Here is a 22,371-nt window from a genome sequence, read left to right as displayed (position 1 = left end):
TTTGAACAATGATTCAACGAATTCAGACATTTTTTCTTGTAATGGTGGCCTTGTTTGCTGGGATTCTACCATTTATACTGAATTTATGGGTTGATGGAGAAGGAGCTGAATTTTTTGCCAAAAACGAGCTATGGATGAGTATCGTTTTTTATGGTTCGGCGGCATTGGCTTTGATTTCAATTTTTATGTACAAAAACAGACAAAATCAATTTGTTATGAACAGATTGAATATGATATTGAACCTTTTTTTACTAGGATTTTTCGTTTATCGATCACTAAGCTTATCCGGAGAAAACACCATTTCTGAGAAGGGTATTGGGATGCTGATTCCTGTATTTTCTATCGTTTTTCTGGTTCTGGCCAACAGAGCCATCAAAAAGGATGAAGATCTTGTAAAATCTGTTGATCGCTTACGTTAAACCTAACATCTTAGTAGTATTAGTGCGAAAAACCCCGGCAATGCCGGGGTTTTTAATTTTATTGGATCAACTTATTTATTAAATCAGTGTTTCCTCGTTAAGCCTATTTCCCAGTTTTATCTTTATCATGACCTCAAAGTGCAAACTTTTGTCGAAACTTAGCAACCTTATGACCTTGTATCAGAACCGAGCTGAATTCAGAGCTTTTTGGCTTCAAAAGGGGATTAGTGTGATTGAAATGAATGAAATGGACCTTAGCCTTTTCTTCATCGGAAAGCTCATCAAAAAGTTTCATACTTTCAATAACAAAGGGATGGGGTATTTCGGAAACATTCCTATTGTTGATTTCCTTTTCGTCAAAAAATGAAGCATCTAAAAACGCAAAATCCACCTTTTTGATTTCTTCAACAATGTTCTTTTTCCATTTGTGCCATTTATCTATGTCGGGAATAAAAAGAACAGACTTGTTCGGACCCATAATTTTATACCCTACCGTTTCAGAATATTCATCTCGATGAGGTACCGAAAAAGGCACAACCGTAATATTGGAGGTCAGTTGCAATGGTGTTTCATCTTGAATTTGTTGAAGATTAATATTATTTAAGGTTACCAATTGATTCCAAGGGCCATTGGTTTCCAGAAACGATTTCATTTTGGGCATTGCATATACTGGAACCTGGTTTGCTCCTTTGGCTTCGCGCCCCAGGTACATTAATCCGGTATAATGGCCAATATGTGCATGGGTCAAGAAAATCCCATCAGGAATATCGTTTTCATTACCCGAAAAGTCCCTTAATAACCGTAATTGAGTAGGTATATCTGGAGTAGCCTCGAACAGGAACGATTTCCCATTTTCATGATCTACCAAACCCAATGCAACTACTTTACGATCAGGGTCAGGATTTTTGAACAAAACAGAACAACACTCTTTTTGACAGTCAATATGCGGACTGCCTGCATCCTGAACAGTGCCCAATACATATAGAGCAACACTGGCATCAGGTTCAGAAAATGCCTCTTTTTCCTGCTTAACCTTGTTATTACAGGCTATGCTAAATAGTAAGATGATTAAAAGGCAATGTTTCATTTAGTTTTTTCCTATTTCAATGACCTCTAAATCCGAAATCTTTTCCCCATCAATAACAAAACGGAGCATGGTCCTAATATGGTGGAAGCCGTGTTTTCCACAGGCACCGGGATTCATATGAAGCAAATTCAACTTTTTATCGTTCATGACTTTTAAAATATGGGAGTGCCCACAGATAAACAATTTTGGGGGATTTCGTTTGATTTCGTCCCTAACCCTAACATTATATTTATTGGGGTAGCCTCCAATATGGGTAATCCAGACATCAACACCTTCGCAGAAAAAACGGTTATGTTCGGGAAACTCCATTTGAATAACATGATCATCAATATTGCCATAAACCGCTCGAAGTGGCTTCAATGCTTTCAATTTGTCGGTCACTGCAATAGTTCCAATATCTCCCGCATGCCAGATTTCATCAGCTTGTGCAGCATATTTTAAAATGGACTCATCCATATGTCCATGGGTGTCGGAAAGCAACAAAATTTTGGTCATAACGCTAAAAATATGCTAAAAAAATATAGTAAGATTTCTATTGAGGGGGATTCAAGTATCTTTAACAACTTAAAAGTAAGGGAATCCATTGAGATATTTCATCCAATTTTCTTATTTCGGGAAAGCCTACCACGGCTGGCAAAACCAACCCAACGCAATAACCGTTCAGGAGGTACTGGAGAAAGCCCTGTCTACGCTGCTACGCAAAAAAATTGATGTTGTTGGGGCCGGGCGCACAGATGCTGGTGTGCACGCTAAAGAAATGTTTGCGCATTTTGATTTTGATACAATCGAAGATTCAAAAGAACTCACATTCAAATTGAATGCCTTTCTCCCTGAAGATATTGCAGTGCAAAACATTCAAAGTGTTCAAGTTGAGGCCCATGCCCGATTTGATGCAGAGGAACGCACCTATGAGTATTGGGTGGTTAAAGAAAAGAATCCGTTTTATGCCGATTTTGCACATTTTGTAAAACTTCCACTCGATATTGATGCGATGAACAAATCAGCTCAATTTTTATTGGAACACAAAGATTTTGAATGTTTTTCTAAATCCAATACCGATGTTAGGACGTTTAATTGTGATGTAAAGCATGCCATGTGGGAACAGAAAGAAGATCGCTTGGTGTTTACCATTGCAGCAGACCGATTTTTACGCAATATGGTTAGGGCTGTTGTGGGAACATTGCTGAATGTTGGTACAGGAAAGATGCAACCTGAAGAAATCAACATAATTATTGAGAGTAAGGATAGGGGCAAAGCAGGAGTTTCTGTCCCTGCAAAAGGATTATATTTGACAAAGGTCTCTTACCCAAAAAAGATATTTAATGAGCAAAAATGATGAAGTAGGAAAAGCATTTGACTTTGGTTTGTTCAAACGAGTGTTTGCGCATACTAAACCCTATAGGATTACCTTTTGGGTGGTGGCAGGTGTAGCTATTTTATCGGCCGGTTTTGCGGTTTTGACACCCGTTCTGGTCAGGAACATTATTAATGATGCACTTTCCAATAAAGACAGCGCGCAATTGGCGGCCATTGTATTGGCCATGTTAGGCGTATTGTTTGGACAGGTACTTTGTCAGCTCTCCTTCAATTATTATGCAAACTTGTTGGGCGAGTCGGTCATCAAGGATATTCGGGTTCGGCTTTTTCAAAAGATGATGGGTTTTAAAATGACCTATTTTGACAATTCATCCATAGGAGTTTTGGTAACCCGAGCAGTTGCAGATATGCAACGTATTGGTGAAATATTCAGTCAGGGATTTTTTGTGATTGTGGCCGATTTGTTGAAAATGCTTTCCGGTGCTGCGGTAATGCTCTACATCAATTGGAAATTGGCCTTGATCGTATTTGCCATTCTACCGATAATTCTAGTTGCGACAAGGGTATTTCAACAAGCTATGAAAATTGCCTTTATTGAGGTAAGGGCACAAGTAGCCAATTTGAATTCCTTTGTGCAAGAGCGTATTGCGGGAATGAAGATCGTTCAACTCTTCAACCGTGAAGAAATTGAAAAGGAAAAATTCCGAAAAATCAATGAAAAACATCAAAATGCTTGGTTAAAAACGGTTTGGTACAACTCCATCTTTTTTCCCATTGCCGAAATCTCATATTCCATTGGTATTGGGCTAGTGGTATATTTTGGGGTAATCCAAAACATTGAAAATGTAGCGCTCAACAATACAGGTTCCATTTTTGCTTTTTTCTTTTTGATGGATTTGTTGTTCCGTCCACTTCGTCAGATTGCGGATAAGTTCAATACCCTGCAAATGGGAATGGTGGCTGCAAACCGGGTGTTCAAGATTTTGGATACCGATAGTCAAATTGCCGATAAGGGAACCTTGGAAAAAGCTGATGTAAAAGGAAACATTCAATTCTCTGATGTTCGATTCGGGTACTTGGAAAATGAAGAAGTGTTACATGGAATTTCTTTTGATGTGAAGGCTGGAGAGACAGTGGCCATTGTGGGAGCTACCGGGGCAGGAAAATCTACTATCATCAACTTGTTGAATCGTTTTTACGAGATTAAGTCTGGGGATATTCTGATTGATGAACACAACATTCAGGACTACTCTTTAAGGTCATTGCGTTCCCATATTGCCATTGTGTTGCAAGACGTTTTCCTTTTTGCGGATTCCATTGCCAACAACATATCACTTCGTGATGAATCTGTTGCGCTGTCAGATATTGAGGCAGCCGCCAAACAGATTGGGGTGCACGAGTTTATTTCGAGCTTACCTGGCGGATATCAATACAATGTAAAGGAACGCGGAAGTATGCTCTCCAGTGGACAAAGGCAATTGATTGCATTTTTGAGGGCCTATGTCAGCAACCCTAGCATATTGATTCTGGATGAAGCTACCTCTTCTGTAGATACCTATTCCGAACAGTTGATCCAGCAGGCTACGGACAAAATCACCGAAGGAAGGACATCTATTATTATTGCACACCGCTTGGCGACGATTAAAAAAGCGGACAAAATTATTGTAATGGATGCTGGTCAGATCGTTGAAATGGGTACCCACAAAGAATTACTTAAAAAAGGCGGGTATTACAACGATTTGTACGAAGCTCAATTCTTGGCCGAGGAGGTTGCCTAAACATAAAAGTATTAGTGAATACTTGAGTCTTTAAACTGCCATAGTACATTTACAATTTGCCATTTCCCATTTAGTTTAATAATGTGCATATAATCGACCCAATCATCGGCGACTAATTTTACCGAGGCGGTTTTATCGTAAATGTCAAGTATAACCACTTCTTTCTTCGGATTCACGGGAAATTTGTCCCCATCCTTATTATAGGTCTCGGCCAATAAGATCATAGCATCCGTAAAAGTTTCCCGTAAATATTCTTTTTGGGTGCTTTTGTCGGTCCAGAAGGTTCTTTTTACCATTCTGGGGTGGGCAGCACGTTCAAACTGCTCCGGTTTTACATGGTGTTGGGATTCAATATAATCCAATGCCACTTGTCTGATTTCCATGCTGTCTTTTTGGGTCTGTGCTTGGGCATATAAAGCGGTAAATAATATGAAGCAAAGGGGTAAGTTGATGGTTTTTCTCATTTTTTGTTGATTTTGATGCCAAATGTATGACAAGACAAAAGCAAAAAAATGTTAATTAAGATTTCCTTTGGAACAAGAAAGTAAAACAAGAGTTTTGTCCACGCTTGAAAAACTAAAGCGATTATTTTGGAGCAAAATCTTCCAATGAAACCTGCCCAGTCATTAAGGTAATGATTACTGCAACAATACCTATTCCCATCATCAGAACCATCAAAAAGAACAAATAGACAAAAGCCCGCCAAAGAGTGCCCCAAAGTTTGGTCTGGTGCATTCTTCCCAAAACAATAAACTGATAGGCCACTATCACCAGTAAAAAGACAAAGTTGAAAATATCGAATTTAACAGGGAAAAGGCCAAGTACCAATATGTAAAGTACAACCTGTGCATAAGATGTTTGCCCTATTATGTAAGCATTGGCAACAAGATGCTCCGTGTAGTTAAATTTTCTTTTTCCTCTAAATAACATCCAAGAAAGTAGGGCATATAAAGGCATGATCATATAGGCCATCAACCCTTGGTAGTCAAACATAAAACTCATGTCCTTGGGGTCGGCATCAGAAAAACTACTCTGGGTAAGGCTTATGTCATAAACGTTTCTAAGTACAAAATACATTAGGCCGGAGAGAGTCACGGCAATGGCAAAAAAACCAAAGGGATTCATATACTTTTTTCGAGTGCCCGAAATGAATTCCAAAATAACCGTTTCTGGTTTGGAAAATAGATGGCGCAAAGTTTTTAAAAAGGTGTTGTCCCAATTAAATACCTGAAAACTGAGGTCTTGAAAGACATTTTTTAATGCCAGTCGGTTGTGGATGACCTTGGCACCACAGGAGGGGCAATATCCAAAGTCTGATCGTAAGCTTGCTTCACAGTTTTTACAGTTCATGGATGCCGAAAATTTGATTAAAAATCTAACAAATCTTTGATATCAACTTCCATTGCATCGGCTAACGCTTTAATAGTGCAGATTGTAGTGTTGATGTCTCCTTTTTCGATGGAATTAATTTGACTTCGAGAGACGTTTGATTCGTAAGACAAATCGTAGGTGGAGATGTTTTTTTGAATTCTAACCTCCTTGACTTTTTTACCCAAGGATTTAAGGAATTTGTCATCTCTGATTTTTGTCATGGAGCCAAAGTCCCAATTTTTGATTACATTTATAGACCTATATATCGTACTGTCGTATGCTTAATAAAAAAGAAGAAACTTATTTGTCGGAATTGATAAAGGACAGGTATGGGTCAAAAGAAGCTCTGGCCGAGATTTTGGATTTGGGAATAGAGATGCTCTTTTATGTAGAAGAAAATTCGTTTAACCGGAAAGAAATCCAAAGTGTTGTTTCGGCTTTGAGGGATATGGTGGTTGTTTTGAGAGAATCGAAATAAATTAAGCTTTCAAGGTAACCTCCTATGAATTGTGTTTGTTTATTAATTCTGTCATTTCAAGTTTAAATGTATCAGCAGTCAATTTTGTTTTGACACTATATAAATCCTTCCTCATTTCAATAATGAGCGAATTGTATTCTTCTTCTCCTTGCTTTTCGAGCAATTTCTTCATTTTTGATATTACCATATCAGAAGCATATAAAGACATATTTACCCATTCTGCGGTAAGTTCATTCAGCAATTCTTCCTTTGAAGTAATATTTGGTCGGTTTATAATAAGAGTAGTGTGTTCTCTTTCGTAGTTGACAAATGCATAGCATAAAAGCAAAATCGCTTTATATCTTTTTTCTTTAAGCTCTTGTTTTGAATCAGATTTCTTCTTTCTTGATGCGATAAAATATGAAACAATAGCTGGGATAACACTTCCAATCCCAATTAACCCTAAGGCAGCTAATATTTGTTCAATTGTCATATTTTACTTTTTATCCATCTTTAGTCAGTAGCGATCACTCCAAATCCTTCTTTAAAAGATTGGTCAATTCTTCCATTCCCTTATAGGGAACAAACTCACCGTTTTTTATATAGGTAATAGATCCGGTTTCTTCACTTACCACTAAACAAATGGCATCGGTCTTTTCGGTAATGCCCACAGCGGCACGGTGGCGCAGTCCAAAACGTAAAGGAATGTTCCGGTCGTTGGAAACGGGCAGGATTACCCGAGTTGCCGTAATGTAGTTGTCTTGTATTATCGCCGCTCCATCATGTAGTGGGCTATTTTTAAAAAAAATACTCTCCAAAATAGGTTGGGTAATCTCAATGTTCATGCTATCCCCGGTTATCTTAACAAAGTCAAGGGAGTTGGTGCGCTCCATGACAATAATGGCTCCTGTCTTGGTAGAACCCATTTTTTCACAGGCATTCACAACTGCTTCAATATTGGTATTGGTGGGCATGGCCTCTTGCCTTAAAAATTTAAAATGCCGGATAAAACTCCGCTTGGATGCAAAGTTGGTAGAGCCAATCATCAACAGGAACTTTCGTATTTCTTGTTGGAACACAATGATCAATGCAATAAGACCAATGTTCATAAAACCACCCACCATGCTACTGATCATTTTCATTTGAATCAGCTCGGTCAATTTCCACAGGGCCCAAACAATCACAATTCCAATAAAAATATTGATGGCAACCGTACCTTTTACAAGTTTGTAAATGTAGTAGAGTAGAGCGGCCACAAGCACAATGTCGATGACATCTGTGATTTTAAATTCAAGAAAATTCAGAAAATCCAACCGCGGTGTTTTTGTAAAATTAGCAAAAATAGCCTAACCAAAAATTAGAGTGCGTTGGCTTTTAATGCTTCTACGAGCATTACACACTCCTTTGCTTCTTTAACGTCGTGAACCCTTAAAATATTGGCGCCCTTCAACAATGTTATGGTATGGAGTGCCGTTGAACCATTCAAAGCTTCTTTTGGGGATGATTTTAGCACCTTGTAGATCATGGATTTTCGACTTAAACCAATCAGCAACGGAACTTTAAAAGTTCTGAAAAGGTCCAGATGGTTCAGCAAGGTGTAATTCTGTTCCGTGGTCTTTGCAAAACCAAAGCCAGGATCTATAATTACATCATTGATTTTATGTGCTGTGGTTTCACTCATCTTTTCTGAGAAATAATATCGAAGATCTTTGATCAGATCATCGTAAACGGCCTTTTTCTGCATGGATTGCGGAGTACCTTTCAAGTGCATCATAATATAGGGTACTTGGTATTGGGCAATGGTGGCAAACATATTTGAATCCAGATTCCCGGCAGAAATATCATTGATCAGTGCCGCTCCCCTTTGCAAACTTTCCGAAGCTACCTTGCTTCTAAAGGTATCTATGGAAATCAAAGTTTCAGGGAAGTTGTCGAGAATCAACTCCAATATGGGAAGCATTCGCTGTAACTCTTGATCTTCTGAAACATGTTCAGCTCCTGGCCTTGAACTGTAGGCGCCCATATCAATAAAAGTGGCTCCATCCGCAAGCATCTGCTCAACCTGTCTCAAAATAATGGACTCATCCTTGTACTTTCCTCCATCATAAAAAGAATCCGGAGTAAGGTTCAAAATACCCATTATTTTAGGTTCACTGAGGTCAATAAGGTCTCCTTTGCAGTTTATGGTCATAAGAAATAGCTGCTTTGTTGGGTTTGATTATCTTTGGCAAGGTGTTTTTATAGCACCTTAGTTTGGACGAAATTTACGCAAATTAGCCAGAATACATGCAGCACACCTCCCAACAATATGATGCAGTGATCAATACCTGCCGGGAACTATTTTTAAAGAAAGCCAAAGACTACGGCACGGCCTGGAGGATACTTCGGCTTCCGTCGTTGACTGATCAAATATTTATCAAGGCCCAACGCATTAGAAGTTTGCAGGAAAATGAAGTACGCAAAGTGGATGAAGGAGAGCGTTCTGAGTTTATCGGAATCATCAACTATTCCATAATGGCACTGATTCAATTGAAAAAAGGAGTTGTGGAACAACCTGATCTTTCCGCAGAAGAAGCTGTTGCTCTGTATGATAAGGAAGTAGCCATAACCAAAGAGCTGATGGAAAATAAGAATCATGATTATGGTGAAGCGTGGCGTGATATGCGGGTTAGCTCATTGACCGATTTGATATTGCAAAAATTACTAAGAGTAAAACAGATAGAAGATAACCAAGGTGCTACTTTGGTAAGTGAAGGCATTGACGCCAATTACCAGGATATGGTTAATTATGCGGTTTTTGCACTGATTCACATGAGTGAAAGTCTCAAATAAAAAAATCCAAATCCCAAATCTTAAAAATGTCAAAGATTTATGATTTAGAAGAAAGGACATTTAAATTTGCATGTAATTGTAGAGTTTTGGTGAAGTCTCTCAAAGCCTCGATTGCTAATATTGAAGATGGAAAACAATTGGTCAGGTCATCCGGTTCTGTCGGTGCAAATTATATTGAAGCTAACGAAAAATTGGGCGAGAAAGACTTTGCTTTTCGATTAAAAATTGCTCGAAAAGAAGCAAAAGAATCTAAATATTGGTTACGCTTGTTAAAAGAAAACAACTCTAACGCAAACGAATTTGATGGTTTGATCCAAGAATCAGAGGAGCTTAGAAAAATATTATCCTCTATTTTGAACAAGGTTAAATGATTGGTATTTGGAATTTGCTTGTTGGAATTTTTTATGAAATATGAAATATTTGGTATGGATTTCTAGGATTTTTGTCGGGGTCTTATTTATAATAAGTGGACTCATAAAGTTGAACGACCCAGTTGGATTCTCCTTCAAACTGGAAGAATATTTTAGCCAAGGGGTGCTGGATCTTCCATTTTTAATGCCTTTGGCTTTGTCAATTTCCATTTTTGTGGTCATTGTTGAGGTAATTCTAGGAGTACTGTTGCTAATAGGGTTTAAGCCAAAGTTTACGATTTGGAGCCTCTTGTTGATGATTGTCTTTTTTACTTTCCTAACGTTTTATTCAGCATATTTTAACAAAGTAACAGATTGTGGCTGTTTTGGCGATGCCGTAAAACTTACACCCTGGGAATCCTTCACCAAGGATATTATATTGCTGGTTTTCATTTTGATTTTATTCTTCGGCAGAAAATACATTACACCCTTGTTCAATGCTAAGACCAATTGGATCTTGGCTGGAGTTTCATTGGTGGCCTGTGCTTTGTTTGCCAACCATGTACTCAATCACCTGCCTTCAGTAGATTTTAGACCTTATAAGATTGGAGCCAATATTCAAGAAGGGATGAGCGTACCAGAAAATGCTCCAAAGCCTTTATACGAATATGCATGGCAATTTAAAGTGAACGGGGAGGAAAAAATTGTGATCACCAATGGAGAATATCCGAAAGTTGATGGGGAATTTATTGGGGTGGAAACCACAGAAATTCAAAAGGGTTACGAACCTCCTATCCACGATTTCACCATTGAACAAAATGGTGAAGATATGGCCTCCTTAATTTTGGAAGAGGATAAAATGGTGATGGTCATCGCCTATGATTTAGCAAAGAGTAATTATGAAGCCTTTGCTGACGTTGCTTTGGTAACTTTAAAAGCTAAGGAAAAGGGATATGCTATTGTGGGGATGTCCGCCTCAAGCAATGATTGGGCCAACAAGATTAAAAAAGAATACGGTTTGGACTTCGATTTTTATTTTACTGATGAAACTACCCTAAAGACCATAGTACGGTCTAATCCGGCCATTTTGGTTCTGGAACGAGGTACAATTCAACAGAAAGTCCATTATAATGACCTTGATAAACTAAAATTTTAAACATAAATAACTAAGAAACCAATATCATGAGAACCCAAATAGTAGCAGGAAACTGGAAAATGAACAAGAATCTTGAAGAAACAGAAGCTTTGTTGTCTGAGCTTTCGGCCAAACTTCCAGATACCCATGCTGAGGTTATTGTGGCACCAACCTTTATTAACTTGGCCCAATCTCAAAGAAGTTTACAATCATCAACAATAAAAGTGGCTGCTCAAAACATGCACTTTGCTGAAAATGGTGCCTACACAGGTGAAATTTCAGCGGATATGTTGTTGAATATTCATGTGGATACTGTGATTCTTGGACACTCTGAGCGACGCTCCCTTTTTGGAGAAACGGATGACTTATTGGCCAAAAAGGTAAAAACAGCTTTAGAAAAGGAAATGACGATTATTTTCTGCTTTGGAGAAGAATTGGAAGATCGAAAGTCTGAAAACCATTTTTCTGTTGTGGAAAGCCAATTGAAAAACGCCCTTTTTAATTTGGATGCAAGGGCTTGGAAAAGTATTGTATTGGCGTACGAGCCAGTATGGGCCATTGGAACCGGTGAAACTGCAAGCCCCGAACAAGCTCAGGAAATGCACTCCTTTATCAGAAAAACGATTGCAGAGGCTTATAATGAATCTGTTGCAGAAAGTGTTTCTATTTTATACGGAGGAAGTGTAAAACCGGCCAATGCTTCGGATATTTTCTCAAAACCAGATGTAGATGGTGGTCTTATTGGCGGAGCTTCTTTGAAAGCCGATGATTTTATTGCTATCATCAAGGCAATTTAATTCTGGGCAAAGCGTGACTTACATTGAATATAATTTTAAGATTACACCTTTACAACCTGCAACCGATATTTTGATTGCGGAGTTGGGGGAGGCGGGTTTTGAAAGTTTTGTGGAACATGATTCCGGATTCTTGGCCTATGTCCTTAAATCCGAATGGGAGGAAACCATTTTAAATAACCTTCAAATTGTACAAAACCCTGATTTTGATATTTCTTGGTCTAACAAAGAAATTAAGCAACAAAATTGGAATGCGGAGTGGGAGAAAAACTTCCACCCCATTACCGTTGATGATCAATGCATGGTCCGAGCCCCTTTTCACGACCCGAAAGATGTGGAATATGACATTATAATAGAGCCCAAAATGAGTTTTGGCACTGGACATCACGAAACTACTCACATGATGCTGGAACATATTCTGAACGAAGATTTCGATGACAAATCGGTATTGGATATGGGATGCGGTACCGGAGTTTTGGCCATTTTGGCTGAAATGAGAGGAGCAAAAAAGCTAGAAGCTATAGATATTGACGAATGGTGCTTCTTAAATTCTGAGGAAAACGTAGAAAGAAATAATTGCAATAACATTGAAGTCAGTCAAGGAGATAGTAGCTTGCTGGTGGATAAGAAATACGATATTATCCTAGCTAATATCAACAGAAACATCTTGTTAGAGGATATCCCTGTTTACTCCAAATGCCTGAATAAAGGCGGAGCACTCTTTTTAAGTGGCTTTTATACTCAAGATTTGAATATTATTTCCTTAAAATGTGAAGATAGTGGGTTAAAGTTTGCAAAAAAACTGGAAAAGAACAATTGGGTTTCAGCAAAATATGTAAATTAGAATTGATTAATTCGTGAATCATGGGTACTAAGGAAAAAGTATCAGAAGAACTACTTTTAGAAGAAGAGACAGTAAAACAGAATGAAATTGTCCTCTTCAATGATGATGTAAATACATTTGATCACGTTATTGAAACCCTAATGGATGTTTGTGACCATACCCCAGAACAAGCCGAACAATGTTCACTGATTGTTCATTATAATGGTAAATGCACAGTTAAAACCGGTGAATACTCTTACCTAAAACCTAGATGTTCTAAATTATTGCAGGCAGGATTAAGTGCTGAAATTATTTAATACTTGAATTCTTTTCCTATATTTAAAAAGCTGGATTATTTTCAAAATATAGGAGTTTGAGATTCTTTCTTTTTTTATTACTATCTATTTTTCTAATTGACTCCGTTTGTTCCCAAGCGTCTCACCCCATTCAAAATTTCTCTCCAACAGATTATGTTTCAGAAAGTCAAAATTGGGCTATATCGCAAGCCTCTAATAAGATTGTTTATGTTGCCAATAATGGTGGACTATTAGAATTTAATGGAGAAAGATGGAGACTATATTCCTCTCCCAATGAATCTATAATAAGATCTGTAAAGGTCGTGGATGATAGGATTTATACGGGATGTTACATGGAATTTGGTTATTGGGAGAAAGATGATTTGGGAATGCTCAAGTATACAAGTTTGTCACATTCCTTGAAGAAGGATCTATTAAAAGACGAAGAATTTTGGGGTATTTTAAAATTGGAGAAATGGATTGTATTCCAATCCCATAGCCGAATTTATATATATGACCTTGAAGATGATTCAGTAAACGTTATTGATTCCAATACTTTTTTGCCTAAGATATTCAAGGTTGACCACACCATATATTTTCAAAAAATAGGGCAAGGAATTTTTAGAATTGAGAATGGGAAGGCCGTTTTGGTCTATAATTCAGACTTTTTAAAACACGATGAGATAATCAATATTTTTCAAAAAGAAGGAGGTGTACTTGTTCTTACCAAGTACAATGGTTTTTATGAGCTAAAAGATGATTCTTTTGAAAAATGGGAAACTGGAGTGGATCAACTTTTATCAGAAAGGAGTTTGTACAGTGGCATACAGCTTAAAAACGGGGGGTTTGCTTTAGGAACAATCTCACATGGTTTAATACTAATGGGTCGTGATGGAACTGTCCAAGATCACATTGACCAAGTTAAGGGACTTCAGAATAACACCGTACTATCCTTATATGAAGATGTTGACCAGAATATATGGTCGGGATTAGATGTAGGCATAAGTTATGTAAACAGTAATTCACCATTTCGTATATATCCAGATAGTAAAGGATTGGTAGGGAGTGTTTATGCTTCTGCAATTGAAGATGGCAATTTATATTTGGGCACCAATCAAGGGCTTTTTTATAAAGAAATTGATAGCCAATCAGATTTTGAGTTTATTGAAAATACCCATGGGCAGGTTTGGTCTTTAGATGTTATTGATGGAAAACTCTTTTGTGGACATCATACAGGAACATATATAATAGAAGGGGATACGGCAAAAAAGATTTCAGATGTGCAAGGGACTTGGAAGACCGGTAGTATAGAAAACAGAGCGGACCTTCTAATACAAGGAAATTATGATGGGTTGCATGTGCTGGAAAATTTGAATGGTACATGGCGTTTAAGAAATAAGATTGAAGGATTTGATCATTCAGCTAGATATTTTGAAGTCTTTGATGACAACATCTTTGTCAACCATGAATATAAGGGAGTTTTTAAGTTAGAGGTAACAAAAGATTTTTCCAAGGTAAACAAAACAGAAATTGATACTTTGATAAAAGGCTCCAATTCTGGAATTGTGAAATACAAGGGAGATCTGTTGTATGCTTATAAAAAAGGAGTATTTAAATACGATTGGAGCAAAAATGGATTTGTGAAGGATACTGTCTTGAGCAAGCTCTATACCCAGAATGAATATGTTTCCGGAAAGATGGTAGTGGACAGAAATGATGGTTATCTATGGGCGTTTTCAAACTCCAGTATTGGTTTTGTATCGGAAGGAGGGTTGGCAAGTACGCCTAGCATAAAACAAGTGCCACTGACTGAAAATATGCGAAATGGTATAATAGGTTATGAAAGTGCCACAGCTTTAGATGAAGATGGGAGGTATCTATTTGGTGCTCGATCGGGCTATTTTACAATAGCCATAAATGATTTTGAGGAGAGAGAGTTTTGGGTTAATATGGGAGCGGTCAGAAAAGCAGGAAAGAATAAGAGTTCTACCCAAAAAAGCCTGCTTAATCCCAATATAGATGGCAGTTTTCGTAACAAGGAAAATAGTCTGAAATTTTCATATTATGTACCTAATTATAATAAATACCTTAAACCGCAATATCAATACAGATTAGAAGGTATTTATCCCAATTGGAGCGATTGGACTGGAGAATCATCGGTGTCTTTTGAAAATTTACCCGCAGGCAAATATAGTTTTAATGTTAGGGCACGGATAGGGAGCAAAATATCTAACAATTTTGCTACGTATTCCTTTGTGATAGCCCGTCCATGGTATCTAACTAATTTAATGTTGGTCTTATATATTTTGACTGCAATCTTGGGGTCGTTTATCATCCATATTGCATATAGACGCCATTATCATAAGCGTCAACAGAAACTTATAGAGCGTAACAAGCGTGAAATGGAGTTGGCAAAAGCCCAAAACGAAAAGGAGATTATTAAAATTAAGAACGATCAACTCAAAGAAGATTTTAGAAGCAAGAGCAATGAGTTGGCAGCTTCAACCATGAGCATTATCAAAAAGAATGAATTATTGTCAAAAGTCAAAGAACAACTTATGGCAAGTGTTGAGGACAGAGATGTTGTAAAACCAATTATCAATGTTATTGACAAAAGCTTAAAACAAAATGATGATTGGGAATTGTTCAAAGAAGCCTTTGATAATGCTGATAGAAAATTCTTGAAAAAGCTAAAAAAGTCGCACCCCAATTTATCCCCAAATGATATAAGATTGTGTGCCTATCTCCGTTTGAATTTATCTTCTAAGGAAATTGCCCCAATGTTCAATATCTCACCTCGAAGTGTTGAAATTAAAAGGTACAGATTGCGTAAAAAGATGAATTTGTCCCATGATGACAATTTGGTGGACTACATCCTTAAGCTCTAAACTACACCACCACACGACTTTTACCTTAACATTACCTATACAACACCAAAATTTAAGCAAAAAGGATAAATGCTGTTTTTCTTCTTAGGCCTTTTAAAACAAGGGTTTTGAGGATATCTCAAAAAAAACACAAGTTTATTGTTGTGTATGTTTTTTGTTGAGGTGTTTCTTATGGACTTCCTATTTTTTTAAGATATGTTTAGCCATCTGCAAAATGGATGTGAAGTGCCCTTAGCGGTATAAAGATTTATAGTGGAAGAATGAAAGGCTTTCCGAAAGCCAAAAATTGATCAACTATATCAGCTTGACGCTAGAAACTTTCAAATTCAATTCAGATCAACTTAAAACTAAACTTTACTATGAAAAACTATCTATTCAGAGTATTATTTTTCTTGATTGCAATTGGTGCATATGCCCAGGCGGATAAAGTATCTGTTGTAAACAATGAAGAAGGAATGAAATTGGTCGTCAATGGCGAGGATTTCATGATCAACGGTATGAATTGGGATTACATCCCTATTGGAACAAATACCGTGAACGCAAATTTCTGGAAGAAGTCCGATGATGTCATTAAGGCAGGACTAGACCATGAGATGTCACTCCTTAAAAACATGGGGGTAAATGTTATTCGGCAATATACCGGTGTTCCTGCAAAGTGGATTCGGTATATCTACGAAAACTATGGAATCTATACCATGCTTAATCATTCATTTGGAAGGTATGGACTAACCTTGGATGGTGTTTGGACTCCAGTAACCATTTATGATGACCCAAAAACTGCAGAATTCTTACTATCCGAAATGGAAGAGTTGGTAAAGGGGTATAAAGATACGCCGGGACTTCTGTTGTATCTATTGGGGAATGAGAACAACTATGGTCTTTTCTGGGCCGGAGCGGAAACTGAAGATTTTCCAGATGACGAAGGAAGAATACAATTTATAGGTGAAAGTCGTGGAAGACCAATGTACAGATTAATGAATGAGGCTGCAAAAAGAATGAAGACCATGGATGCTTCGCACCCTGTTGCTATATGTAATGGTGATGTATTGTTCATTGATATTGTGGCGGAAGAATGTAAAGATGTGGATATCTATGGAACCAACACCTACCGTGGAGTTTCTTTCGGAGATATGTTTCAGGTAGTACAGGACAAACTCCAAAAACCAGTGATGTTCACTGAGTTTGGAGCAGATGCTTTCAGTGCTAAGGAAAACAAGGAAGACCAATATTCCCAGGCCTATTATATGGTAGGAAACTGGAAAGAAATATATGAAAATGCGGCTGGAGTAGGTAAAGTTGGAAACTCTATAGGAGGTTTCACTTTCCAATTCAGTGATGGATGGTGGAAGTTTGGTTTTGATGATAGGAAAAATGCTGATTTACACGATACCAACGCATCCTGGTCCAATGGTGGATATGCAAGGGATTTGCCTGCCAAAGGAGAAAACAATATGAACGAGGAGTGGTTTGGTATCTGTGCAAAGGGACCAACAAGTGAAAGAGGTCTATATGAACTTTATCCAAGGGCGGCTTACTATGCCCTGAAAGAAGCGCACAAATTGAATCCATATACCGATGGAACAAATACTGATTTCATTGATAACTATTTCAATGGAATTGAAATTACTGATGCAGTGCTTAGAGCTCGTGGAGACAAAGCAGCTTTTGAGGCCACTCAAGGAGGAAAAATTAAGGTTAGCCAGCTAAGAGCAGAATTTACCACCTTCAACACTGGCGGCAAACTGATTACAACGCCTGGTATTGCAGACCCAGACGAAAATACGTTTCCAGATCAAACAGGTTTTGATCATATGCAATCGTATTATGTCGGAGTCGAAGGGCAGCCATCATCTAATATGCGCGCCAACATAAACTTCAATATTCTGGGGAATATAGCCAGTAATCCAATCAATGAAATTTTCTATGAGAATGTCGGGCGACCTGTGGCTGTTGAATCAAATAATGGCGAAGTAATATTTACGGACAATAATAGGGTAAGGGTATACAATGCAGAATTTGATTGGCAGACAAAACATGCTGATGTAAGAGGTTTTTACAGAACCGGACATTACCATTGGGGGTACGAAGGAGATTTCTTTGGCCTTTACCCTGAAGCCAATTATGGTCCTAACCTAGACTTGTATAATGGTGAAATACTGGGAATGGAAGTAGATGGAAAGAAAACCTTTAAAGGTTTTAAAGCTGCTTTTGGTGATCAATTATGGTGGGGTGCCAATCCAGCGGTATTGTTTAAATACAGCACTAAATGGGCCCATTTCGATATCACTGGTGTCTATCATGAAGACCTTGGACAAAGACGTGGTGCCGAAACATCTGGTGCAATTCCACTACCAAAGACACGTAGAGCAACCCTACATGTAGAAAGAGAATTTGGCAACTTGGGTCTTGAAGTCGGTGGTATTTGGGGAGGACAACCACTAAATGGAAGAGAATTTCAGTTTGTTGAAGGTGGCCCAGGTAACTACGTCGTCTATACAGATGAAATAAACACCGATGATAATTGGGGGGCAAAAGCAAAGATCACATACTCTAAAGGTAAGTTTAACTGGTATGCTCTAGGTGCAAGCACAGGCTTGGTGGCAAACGGAGGAGTTGATCAGACAAGAACCTTTACCGGTTGGAAATTAAAGGATAATGGAAGTGGAAACCAAAATAGTTTCTTATCTGGGTTTACCTATACCTTCGGAAATGTTCAAATAGCACCAAACTTTTTGTGGCAAGAACCTTTGGTCGGACCAGTGCCAGGAGATGTAGGAGGTCCCGCTAGGCTTAGAAATGTACAAGACGACCCTTTCGCTGTTAGAGGAAACAGGAAAACAACCGCTGGTGAGCTATTGTTGACCTACGATCCAACACCGGGCTCTTGGTTTTACGAATGGGACAATGACCGTAGTGAGGATGCTAAGTTGGCCTTCAATCTAGGTTTTGTTTTCCGTCATCAGCCAACTACCATGGATGCCGCAATTGGTTTTAACGCTCAGCGTACTCCGTTTGCATTTCCTAATTCAGTTCCTGCAAAAGATTTATGGGAAATCAGTTCAAGAATTGTGTCAAAAGTGAATCCAGATTTGGCACTGATAGCCAACCTGTATGGTGGAAATGCACAAGCAAATGGAAGCGATTCTAGATCAATTGAAAGATTTGGAGGAGATGTTCGGGTAATCTACAAAAAATGGAAACTAGAACATGCATTTAAAGTAAACGATTGGGGTCCATACGATTACCATCGTGATTTTAACCTGACCTACCCAGTACAATTGATGCTGGATATCTCAACCTCTTTAGGTAAACCGGATTGGTTTATTCTGCCAGATACCAAGATTGGAATTAGGGGCATTTGGCGTTCGCTTGATGAGTTTTCACCAAGATATTCACCAACCGCAGTTCCACCTAACACATTTCCTCCAGTACCTGTCCTGAGCCCAGTTGGCTTTGATGAAGGTCAGGAATGGCAGATTAGCACATACGTTCACATCAATATAGGAAAATAAAAAAATGGATATGAAAAATAGAAAACAACTAAATGTAAAAACCATTCTTTTAGCGTTGGTTTTTATGGCCATGCTTGGATGTGAGAGAGAGCTCTCGGATGAAGCCGAGTTCGCCACATTCTCCACTACTGGAGAGATCTTTACAGATTTGCCTGTTGGTCTTGGTAGCGACTTTTACTTTCCATTTTTAGGGTCAAAGGCTACAGCTTTTTCAGTAGACGAAAGTGAATCATACAAAGGTTCTGCATCAATACGAATAGATGTTCCCAATGCAAATGACCCTGATGGAAATTTTGCAGGAGCCATTTTTAGGGTAGACGGCTCAGGGCGTAATTTAACCAATTTTGATGCTCTGACTTTTTGGGCCAGAGCCTCACAAGGAATAACTATTGGAGAAATTGGATTTGGTCAGGATTTTGGAGAGAATAAATTCCAAGCAACTAGGACAAATGTCACCTTTGGCACTCAATGGGCAAAATATATTGTTCCCATTCCAGATGCTTCAAAATTAGTCGAAGAAAGGGGTATGCTATGGTATTCTGCAGGCACTAACAATACTGGCGGATTTGGATATACCTTTTGGTTGGATGAAGTAAAGTTTGAAAAGCTAGGCACTATTGCCCAAGCTCAACCCTCCATTTTAAATGGAGCGAGCATTGAGCAAGATGCCTTCGTTGATGTCCCAATAGAACTGACAGGTCTTACCCAAACTTTCAATGCGGGTTCAGGTGAAAACATTACGGTAATAGCTAAACCTTCCTATTTTGATTTTAAATCAACGGATGTTGATGTGGCAAGAACTAATGAATTAGGAATTGTATCAGTGGTTGGCACAGGAGAGGCAACAATAACTGCAACTTTAGCAAATGTTGCAGCAGCTGGTTCATTGGCACTTAATGTTACGGGCACATTTGATTTTGCTCCAACTCCTCCAGAAAGAAATTCAGCCAATGTAATTTCCGTATTCAGTGACGCATACAACAATGTAGGAGTTGACTATTTCAATGGTTTCTTTAATCCAGATGGGCAAACTACCGAAGGAGGCGCGCCACCCTTAAATGTGAATGGGGATGCAGTAATAAAATATACCAAATTGAACTTTGTGGGCATAGGGACATTCCAAGATGTGGCCCCACTTAACACTACCGATATGACGCATCTTCATGTGGACATTAAGGTAAATGAATCTATTGATGCAAGCGACTTTATAAGATTACAACTATTGAATTCTGTAGGAAACAATGAGACCTCTGGTTCTTTTACAATCGATGCAAATACTCTTGTTGCAAATCAATGGGTTAGTTTGGATATACCACTTTCAGATTTTACTGACTTGGGGGATCGTTCCCAGATTGGATTGTTGTTCTTCATATCGGATTCTACAATATCTGAAATTTTCGTGGACAACATTTATTACTACAAGTAGTCAGACTAATCACAAAACAAAGAATAAGATGAATAATTCATATATACATAAAAAAACAAAGGCTTTACAGTTTCCCTCATTACTATTTGTAATGCTGCTGCTTATTTCTAGCTGCGAAACTGATGATGCACAAACCGTTGCAACGTTTACAGATCTTGTGATAGCCGATGAGTTCGATACTGAGGGAGCACCAAACTCTTCTATTTGGACTTATGATATTGGCAGGGGACCTAACGGAGATGGATGGGGAAACCAAGAACTGCAATATTATACAGATCGTACGGAGAATGTAAAAGTAGAAAATGGATTCCTGCTAATTACAGCTAAAGAAGAGTCTTTTGAAGGTGCAACATATACCTCTGCCAGACTTAAAACCCAGGGATTGTTCGAACAGAAATACGGTCGTTTTGAAGCAAGAATCAGATTGCCGTATGGTAAAGGTCTGTGGCCGGCTTTTTGGCTTTTGGGTAACGATTGTGACCAAAACATATGGCCTCAATGTGGCGAAATTGACGTAATGGAATATCTGGGAGATTCACCAACTAAAGTATTTGGTAGTGTGCATGGGCCCGGATACTCGGCAGGAGAAGCAGAGACCAAGGAATATTCCCTGCCAAATGATCGCTTTGATACTGGGTTTCATGTTTTTGGTATTGAATGGGGACCTGAATACATCAATTATTATGTAGATGGAAACTTGTATAACCAAATAACTCCAGATGACGTTTCCGGAGAATGGGTTTTTGACCACCCTTTCTACATTATTATGAACGTAGCAGTGGGCGGAAGCTTCCCAGGATCACCTAATGAAGAAACCACTTTTCCACAGACCATGTTGGTGGATTATGTGAGGGTATATAAAAATAACAGACTAAACTAACACTCAGAATTATGAAACTATTATTGAACAAAGCTAAGATCATTTTCATATGGGTTTTGGCGATATCCTTTTTTGGATGTGAAGAAGACGATGAAGGAAACCGACTCCCAGAAGTATTGGCGGGTTTTACACAATTGGTAATTGAAGATACAGGTACTGTATCTTTTATAAACACTTCGGAGAATGCCGAAAAGTATGAGTGGGATTTTGGAGATGGGACTGAGTCTACTGAAATTGATCCTATTAAAACCTATGCAACAGGTACCTATACAGTTACTTTAACTGCTTCCAACAGTGCTGGTGGTAAAGATACCTTTGAAGATGAATTGGTTATTGTGGTTCCAGAACCAGTGACGTTGCCAATTACCTTCGATGGAGCTAATGTTGACTACGATGTAACTACTTTTGGAGGAGCTACTTTTGAGATTGTGGATAACCCAGCTCCAGGAGGTACTAATGATACAGCTTCTAAAGTTGGTGCCATTACAAATGGCGGAGCAGAATTTGAAGGATTCTATTTTGACTTGGGGTCACCAATTGATTTGACAACAGACAAGACCATCCAAATGAATTTCTGGGCAGATGCAGCTGTTGATGTTTTAATAAAACTTGAGCAAGGAACTGGAGCAAATGTCGAGGTGTCTGCAAATCATGGAGGAACCGGTTGGGAAATGATATCATTTGATTTTACTTCCGCTGACAGTTTTTCAAGGTTAACAATGTTTGTAGATGGTCCGGGTACAACTGAAGGTACATTCTATATAGATGATGTAAAGCAGTTGGAAACAACAACTGGCGGAGGCAGTGCGCCCACAACCTCTGCTCCAGTGCCCCCTTCAAGGGATGCTGGCGATGTGATCTCGATCTATGGTGGTGCCTATACCAACATCACGGGTATCAACTATAACCCAGATTGGGGACAGTCCGGTCTTGCATTTGTGAACACGGATTTTGATCCGGGAGACGGGAACTTGGCCCTGGCCTATCCCACCTTCAGCTATCAGGG

General features: G+C 38.5%; 23 protein-coding genes. 15 read left to right on the top strand and 8 right to left on the bottom strand.

Annotation, left to right across the window (positions count from 1 at the left end; genetic code table 11):
• The first annotated feature begins 8 nt into the window (after window positions 1-8).
• Window positions 9-419 carry a DUF4293 domain-containing protein gene (locus tag CRO15_RS18045; protein WP_097047257.1) on the top strand — a complete coding sequence of 137 codons (411 nt, stop codon included), beginning with the start codon at window positions 9-11 and terminating at the stop codon, window positions 417-419.
• Window positions 420-552: 133 nt separating this feature from the next.
• Here the strand turns inward: CRO15_RS18045 and CRO15_RS18040 are convergent, their stop codons facing one another.
• Window positions 553-1,506 carry an MBL fold metallo-hydrolase gene (locus CRO15_RS18040; RefSeq protein ID WP_097047256.1) on the bottom strand — a complete coding sequence of 318 codons (954 nt, stop codon included), beginning with the start codon at window positions 1,504-1,506 and terminating at the stop codon, window positions 553-555.
• Complete coding sequence (locus tag CRO15_RS18035; RefSeq protein ID WP_097047255.1) at window positions 1,507-2,001, bottom strand: metallophosphoesterase family protein; 495 nt, start codon at window positions 1,999-2,001, stop codon at window positions 1,507-1,509.
• Window positions 2,002-2,089: 88 nt separating this feature from the next.
• On the opposite strand from CRO15_RS18035, the gene truA reads away from it, so the two are divergent.
• Both truA and CRO15_RS18025 read left to right on the top strand, forming a co-directional pair.
• Window positions 2,090-2,842 carry a tRNA pseudouridine(38-40) synthase TruA gene (truA, locus tag CRO15_RS18030; RefSeq protein ID WP_097047254.1) on the top strand — a complete coding sequence of 251 codons (753 nt, stop codon included), beginning with the start codon at window positions 2,090-2,092 and terminating at the stop codon, window positions 2,840-2,842.
• On the top strand, window positions 2,829-4,601 hold the full coding sequence (locus CRO15_RS18025; protein ID WP_097047253.1) for an ABC transporter ATP-binding protein: 1,773 nt from the start codon (window positions 2,829-2,831) through the stop codon (window positions 4,599-4,601). Before truA ends, CRO15_RS18025 begins: the two co-directional genes overlap by 14 nt.
• Before the next feature lie 11 nt (window positions 4,602-4,612).
• On the opposite strand, the gene CRO15_RS18020 is transcribed toward CRO15_RS18025, so the two are convergent.
• From CRO15_RS18020 to CRO15_RS18010, 3 genes are all read right to left on the bottom strand, one after another.
• Window positions 4,613-5,065 (bottom strand): nuclear transport factor 2 family protein, encoded by a 453-nt coding sequence (locus CRO15_RS18020; protein ID WP_097047252.1) that lies wholly within the window; start codon window positions 5,063-5,065, stop codon window positions 4,613-4,615.
• 121 nt (window positions 5,066-5,186) lie between these two features.
• Window positions 5,187-5,951 (bottom strand): DUF3667 domain-containing protein, encoded by a 765-nt coding sequence (locus CRO15_RS18015; protein ID WP_097047251.1) that lies wholly within the window; start codon window positions 5,949-5,951, stop codon window positions 5,187-5,189.
• A gap of 17 nt (window positions 5,952-5,968) precedes the next feature.
• Complete coding sequence (locus CRO15_RS18010; RefSeq protein WP_097047250.1) at window positions 5,969-6,193, bottom strand: helix-turn-helix domain-containing protein; 225 nt, start codon at window positions 6,191-6,193, stop codon at window positions 5,969-5,971.
• Between the two features lie 56 nt (window positions 6,194-6,249).
• On the opposite strand from CRO15_RS18010, the gene CRO15_RS18005 reads away from it, so the two are divergent.
• Window positions 6,250-6,450 carry a hypothetical protein gene (locus CRO15_RS18005; RefSeq protein WP_097047249.1) on the top strand — a complete coding sequence of 67 codons (201 nt, stop codon included), beginning with the start codon at window positions 6,250-6,252 and terminating at the stop codon, window positions 6,448-6,450.
• A gap of 22 nt (window positions 6,451-6,472) precedes the next feature.
• Here the strand turns inward: CRO15_RS18005 and CRO15_RS18000 are convergent, their stop codons facing one another.
• The 3 genes from CRO15_RS18000 to folP are packed head-to-tail and all read right to left on the bottom strand — an operon-like array spanning window position 6,473 to window position 8,620.
• Window positions 6,473-6,922, bottom strand: coding sequence for a hypothetical protein (locus CRO15_RS18000; RefSeq protein WP_097047248.1), 450 nt, complete (start codon window positions 6,920-6,922; stop codon window positions 6,473-6,475).
• Between the two features lie 34 nt (window positions 6,923-6,956).
• Window positions 6,957-7,742: a diadenylate cyclase CdaA gene (gene cdaA / locus CRO15_RS17995; protein WP_097047247.1), complete on the bottom strand. Its 786-nt coding sequence runs from the start codon at window positions 7,740-7,742 to the stop codon at window positions 6,957-6,959.
• A 44-nt stretch (window positions 7,743-7,786) separates the two neighbouring features.
• A complete protein-coding gene (folP, locus tag CRO15_RS17990) occupies window positions 7,787-8,620 on the bottom strand; it encodes a dihydropteroate synthase (RefSeq protein ID WP_097047246.1) in 834 nt (277 codons plus the stop codon).
• Window positions 8,621-8,715: 95 nt separating this feature from the next.
• Between folP and CRO15_RS17985 the strand changes: the two genes are divergently transcribed.
• The 11 genes from CRO15_RS17985 to CRO15_RS17935 form a co-directional block, all read left to right on the top strand.
• Window positions 8,716-9,261 (top strand): DUF1599 domain-containing protein, encoded by a 546-nt coding sequence (locus CRO15_RS17985; RefSeq protein WP_097047245.1) that lies wholly within the window; start codon window positions 8,716-8,718, stop codon window positions 9,259-9,261.
• Window positions 9,262-9,287: 26 nt separating this feature from the next.
• A complete protein-coding gene (locus CRO15_RS17980; protein WP_097047244.1) occupies window positions 9,288-9,632 on the top strand; it encodes a four helix bundle protein in 345 nt (114 codons plus the stop codon).
• Window positions 9,633-9,672: 40 nt separating this feature from the next.
• Window positions 9,673-10,767 carry a BT_3928 family protein gene (locus CRO15_RS17975; protein WP_097047243.1) on the top strand — a complete coding sequence of 365 codons (1,095 nt, stop codon included), beginning with the start codon at window positions 9,673-9,675 and terminating at the stop codon, window positions 10,765-10,767.
• 26 nt (window positions 10,768-10,793) lie between these two features.
• A complete protein-coding gene (tpiA, locus tag CRO15_RS17970) occupies window positions 10,794-11,543 on the top strand; it encodes a triose-phosphate isomerase (RefSeq protein WP_097047242.1) in 750 nt (249 codons plus the stop codon).
• Window positions 11,512-12,384 (top strand): 50S ribosomal protein L11 methyltransferase, encoded by an 873-nt coding sequence (gene prmA, locus CRO15_RS17965; RefSeq protein ID WP_097047241.1) that lies wholly within the window; start codon window positions 11,512-11,514, stop codon window positions 12,382-12,384. The genes tpiA and prmA overlap by 32 nt, the downstream gene beginning before the upstream one ends.
• A 20-nt stretch (window positions 12,385-12,404) precedes the next feature.
• Entirely contained in the window at window positions 12,405-12,680 is a 276-nt protein-coding gene (locus CRO15_RS17960) for an ATP-dependent Clp protease adaptor ClpS (protein ID WP_097047240.1), read from the top strand.
• A gap of 56 nt (window positions 12,681-12,736) precedes the next feature.
• Window positions 12,737-15,547: a triple tyrosine motif-containing protein gene (locus tag CRO15_RS17955; protein ID WP_097047239.1), complete on the top strand. Its 2,811-nt coding sequence runs from the start codon at window positions 12,737-12,739 to the stop codon at window positions 15,545-15,547.
• Between the two features lie 359 nt (window positions 15,548-15,906).
• Complete coding sequence (locus CRO15_RS17950; protein WP_097047238.1) at window positions 15,907-19,059, top strand: glycoside hydrolase family 2 TIM barrel-domain containing protein; 3,153 nt, start codon at window positions 15,907-15,909, stop codon at window positions 19,057-19,059.
• A gap of 10 nt (window positions 19,060-19,069) precedes the next feature.
• Entirely contained in the window at window positions 19,070-20,485 is a 1,416-nt protein-coding gene (locus CRO15_RS19985) for a carbohydrate-binding protein (RefSeq protein ID WP_243397017.1), read from the top strand.
• A gap of 28 nt (window positions 20,486-20,513) precedes the next feature.
• Window positions 20,514-21,365 (top strand): glycoside hydrolase family 16 protein, encoded by an 852-nt coding sequence (locus CRO15_RS17940; protein WP_097047237.1) that lies wholly within the window; start codon window positions 20,514-20,516, stop codon window positions 21,363-21,365.
• Between the two features lie 11 nt (window positions 21,366-21,376).
• The coding region (locus CRO15_RS17935) for a PKD domain-containing protein (RefSeq protein WP_116458922.1) at window positions 21,377-22,371 on the top strand (995 nt) is incomplete at its 3' end.

Origin of the sequence: Flagellimonas pacifica, from assembly GCF_900215465.1 — a bacterium.
Classification (GTDB): domain Bacteria; phylum Bacteroidota; class Bacteroidia; order Flavobacteriales; family Flavobacteriaceae; genus Flagellimonas; species Flagellimonas pacifica.
The sequence above is the reverse complement of the archived record's forward strand: the minus strand, read 5'-3'. Positions and strand labels throughout refer to the sequence as shown.

Coding starts and splice junctions, on each gene's coding strand:
- CRO15_RS17980 (WP_097047244.1), top strand. CDS start 9,288: ATGTCAAAGATTTATGATTTAGAAGAAAGGACATTTAAATTTGCATGT.
- CRO15_RS17940 (WP_097047237.1), top strand. CDS start 20,514: ATGAATAATTCATATATACATAAAAAAACAAAGGCTTTACAGTTTCCC.
- CRO15_RS19985 (WP_243397017.1), top strand. CDS start 19,070: ATGAAAAATAGAAAACAACTAAATGTAAAAACCATTCTTTTAGCGTTG.
- CRO15_RS18020 (WP_097047252.1), bottom strand. CDS start 5,065: ATGAGAAAAACCATCAACTTACCCCTTTGCTTCATATTATTTACCGCT.
- CRO15_RS18035 (WP_097047255.1), bottom strand. CDS start 2,001: ATGACCAAAATTTTGTTGCTTTCCGACACCCATGGACATATGGATGAG.
- CRO15_RS18010 (WP_097047250.1), bottom strand. CDS start 6,193: ATGACAAAAATCAGAGATGACAAATTCCTTAAATCCTTGGGTAAAAAA.
- folP (WP_097047246.1), bottom strand. CDS start 8,620: ATGACCATAAACTGCAAAGGAGACCTTATTGACCTCAGTGAACCTAAA.
- CRO15_RS18015 (WP_097047251.1), bottom strand. CDS start 5,951: ATGAACTGTAAAAACTGTGAAGCAAGCTTACGATCAGACTTTGGATAT.
- tpiA (WP_097047242.1), top strand. CDS start 10,794: ATGAGAACCCAAATAGTAGCAGGAAACTGGAAAATGAACAAGAATCTT.
- CRO15_RS17950 (WP_097047238.1), top strand. CDS start 15,907: ATGAAAAACTATCTATTCAGAGTATTATTTTTCTTGATTGCAATTGGT.
- CRO15_RS18040 (WP_097047256.1), bottom strand. CDS start 1,506: ATGAAACATTGCCTTTTAATCATCTTACTATTTAGCATAGCCTGTAAT.
- CRO15_RS17975 (WP_097047243.1), top strand. CDS start 9,673: ATGAAATATTTGGTATGGATTTCTAGGATTTTTGTCGGGGTCTTATTT.
- CRO15_RS17960 (WP_097047240.1), top strand. CDS start 12,405: ATGGGTACTAAGGAAAAAGTATCAGAAGAACTACTTTTAGAAGAAGAG.
- CRO15_RS18000 (WP_097047248.1), bottom strand. CDS start 6,922: ATGACAATTGAACAAATATTAGCTGCCTTAGGGTTAATTGGGATTGGA.
- CRO15_RS18025 (WP_097047253.1), top strand. CDS start 2,829: ATGAGCAAAAATGATGAAGTAGGAAAAGCATTTGACTTTGGTTTGTTC.
- CRO15_RS17985 (WP_097047245.1), top strand. CDS start 8,716: ATGCAGCACACCTCCCAACAATATGATGCAGTGATCAATACCTGCCGG.
- CRO15_RS18045 (WP_097047257.1), top strand. CDS start 9: ATGATTCAACGAATTCAGACATTTTTTCTTGTAATGGTGGCCTTGTTT.
- prmA (WP_097047241.1), top strand. CDS start 11,512: ATGATTTTATTGCTATCATCAAGGCAATTTAATTCTGGGCAAAGCGTG.
- CRO15_RS18005 (WP_097047249.1), top strand. CDS start 6,250: ATGCTTAATAAAAAAGAAGAAACTTATTTGTCGGAATTGATAAAGGAC.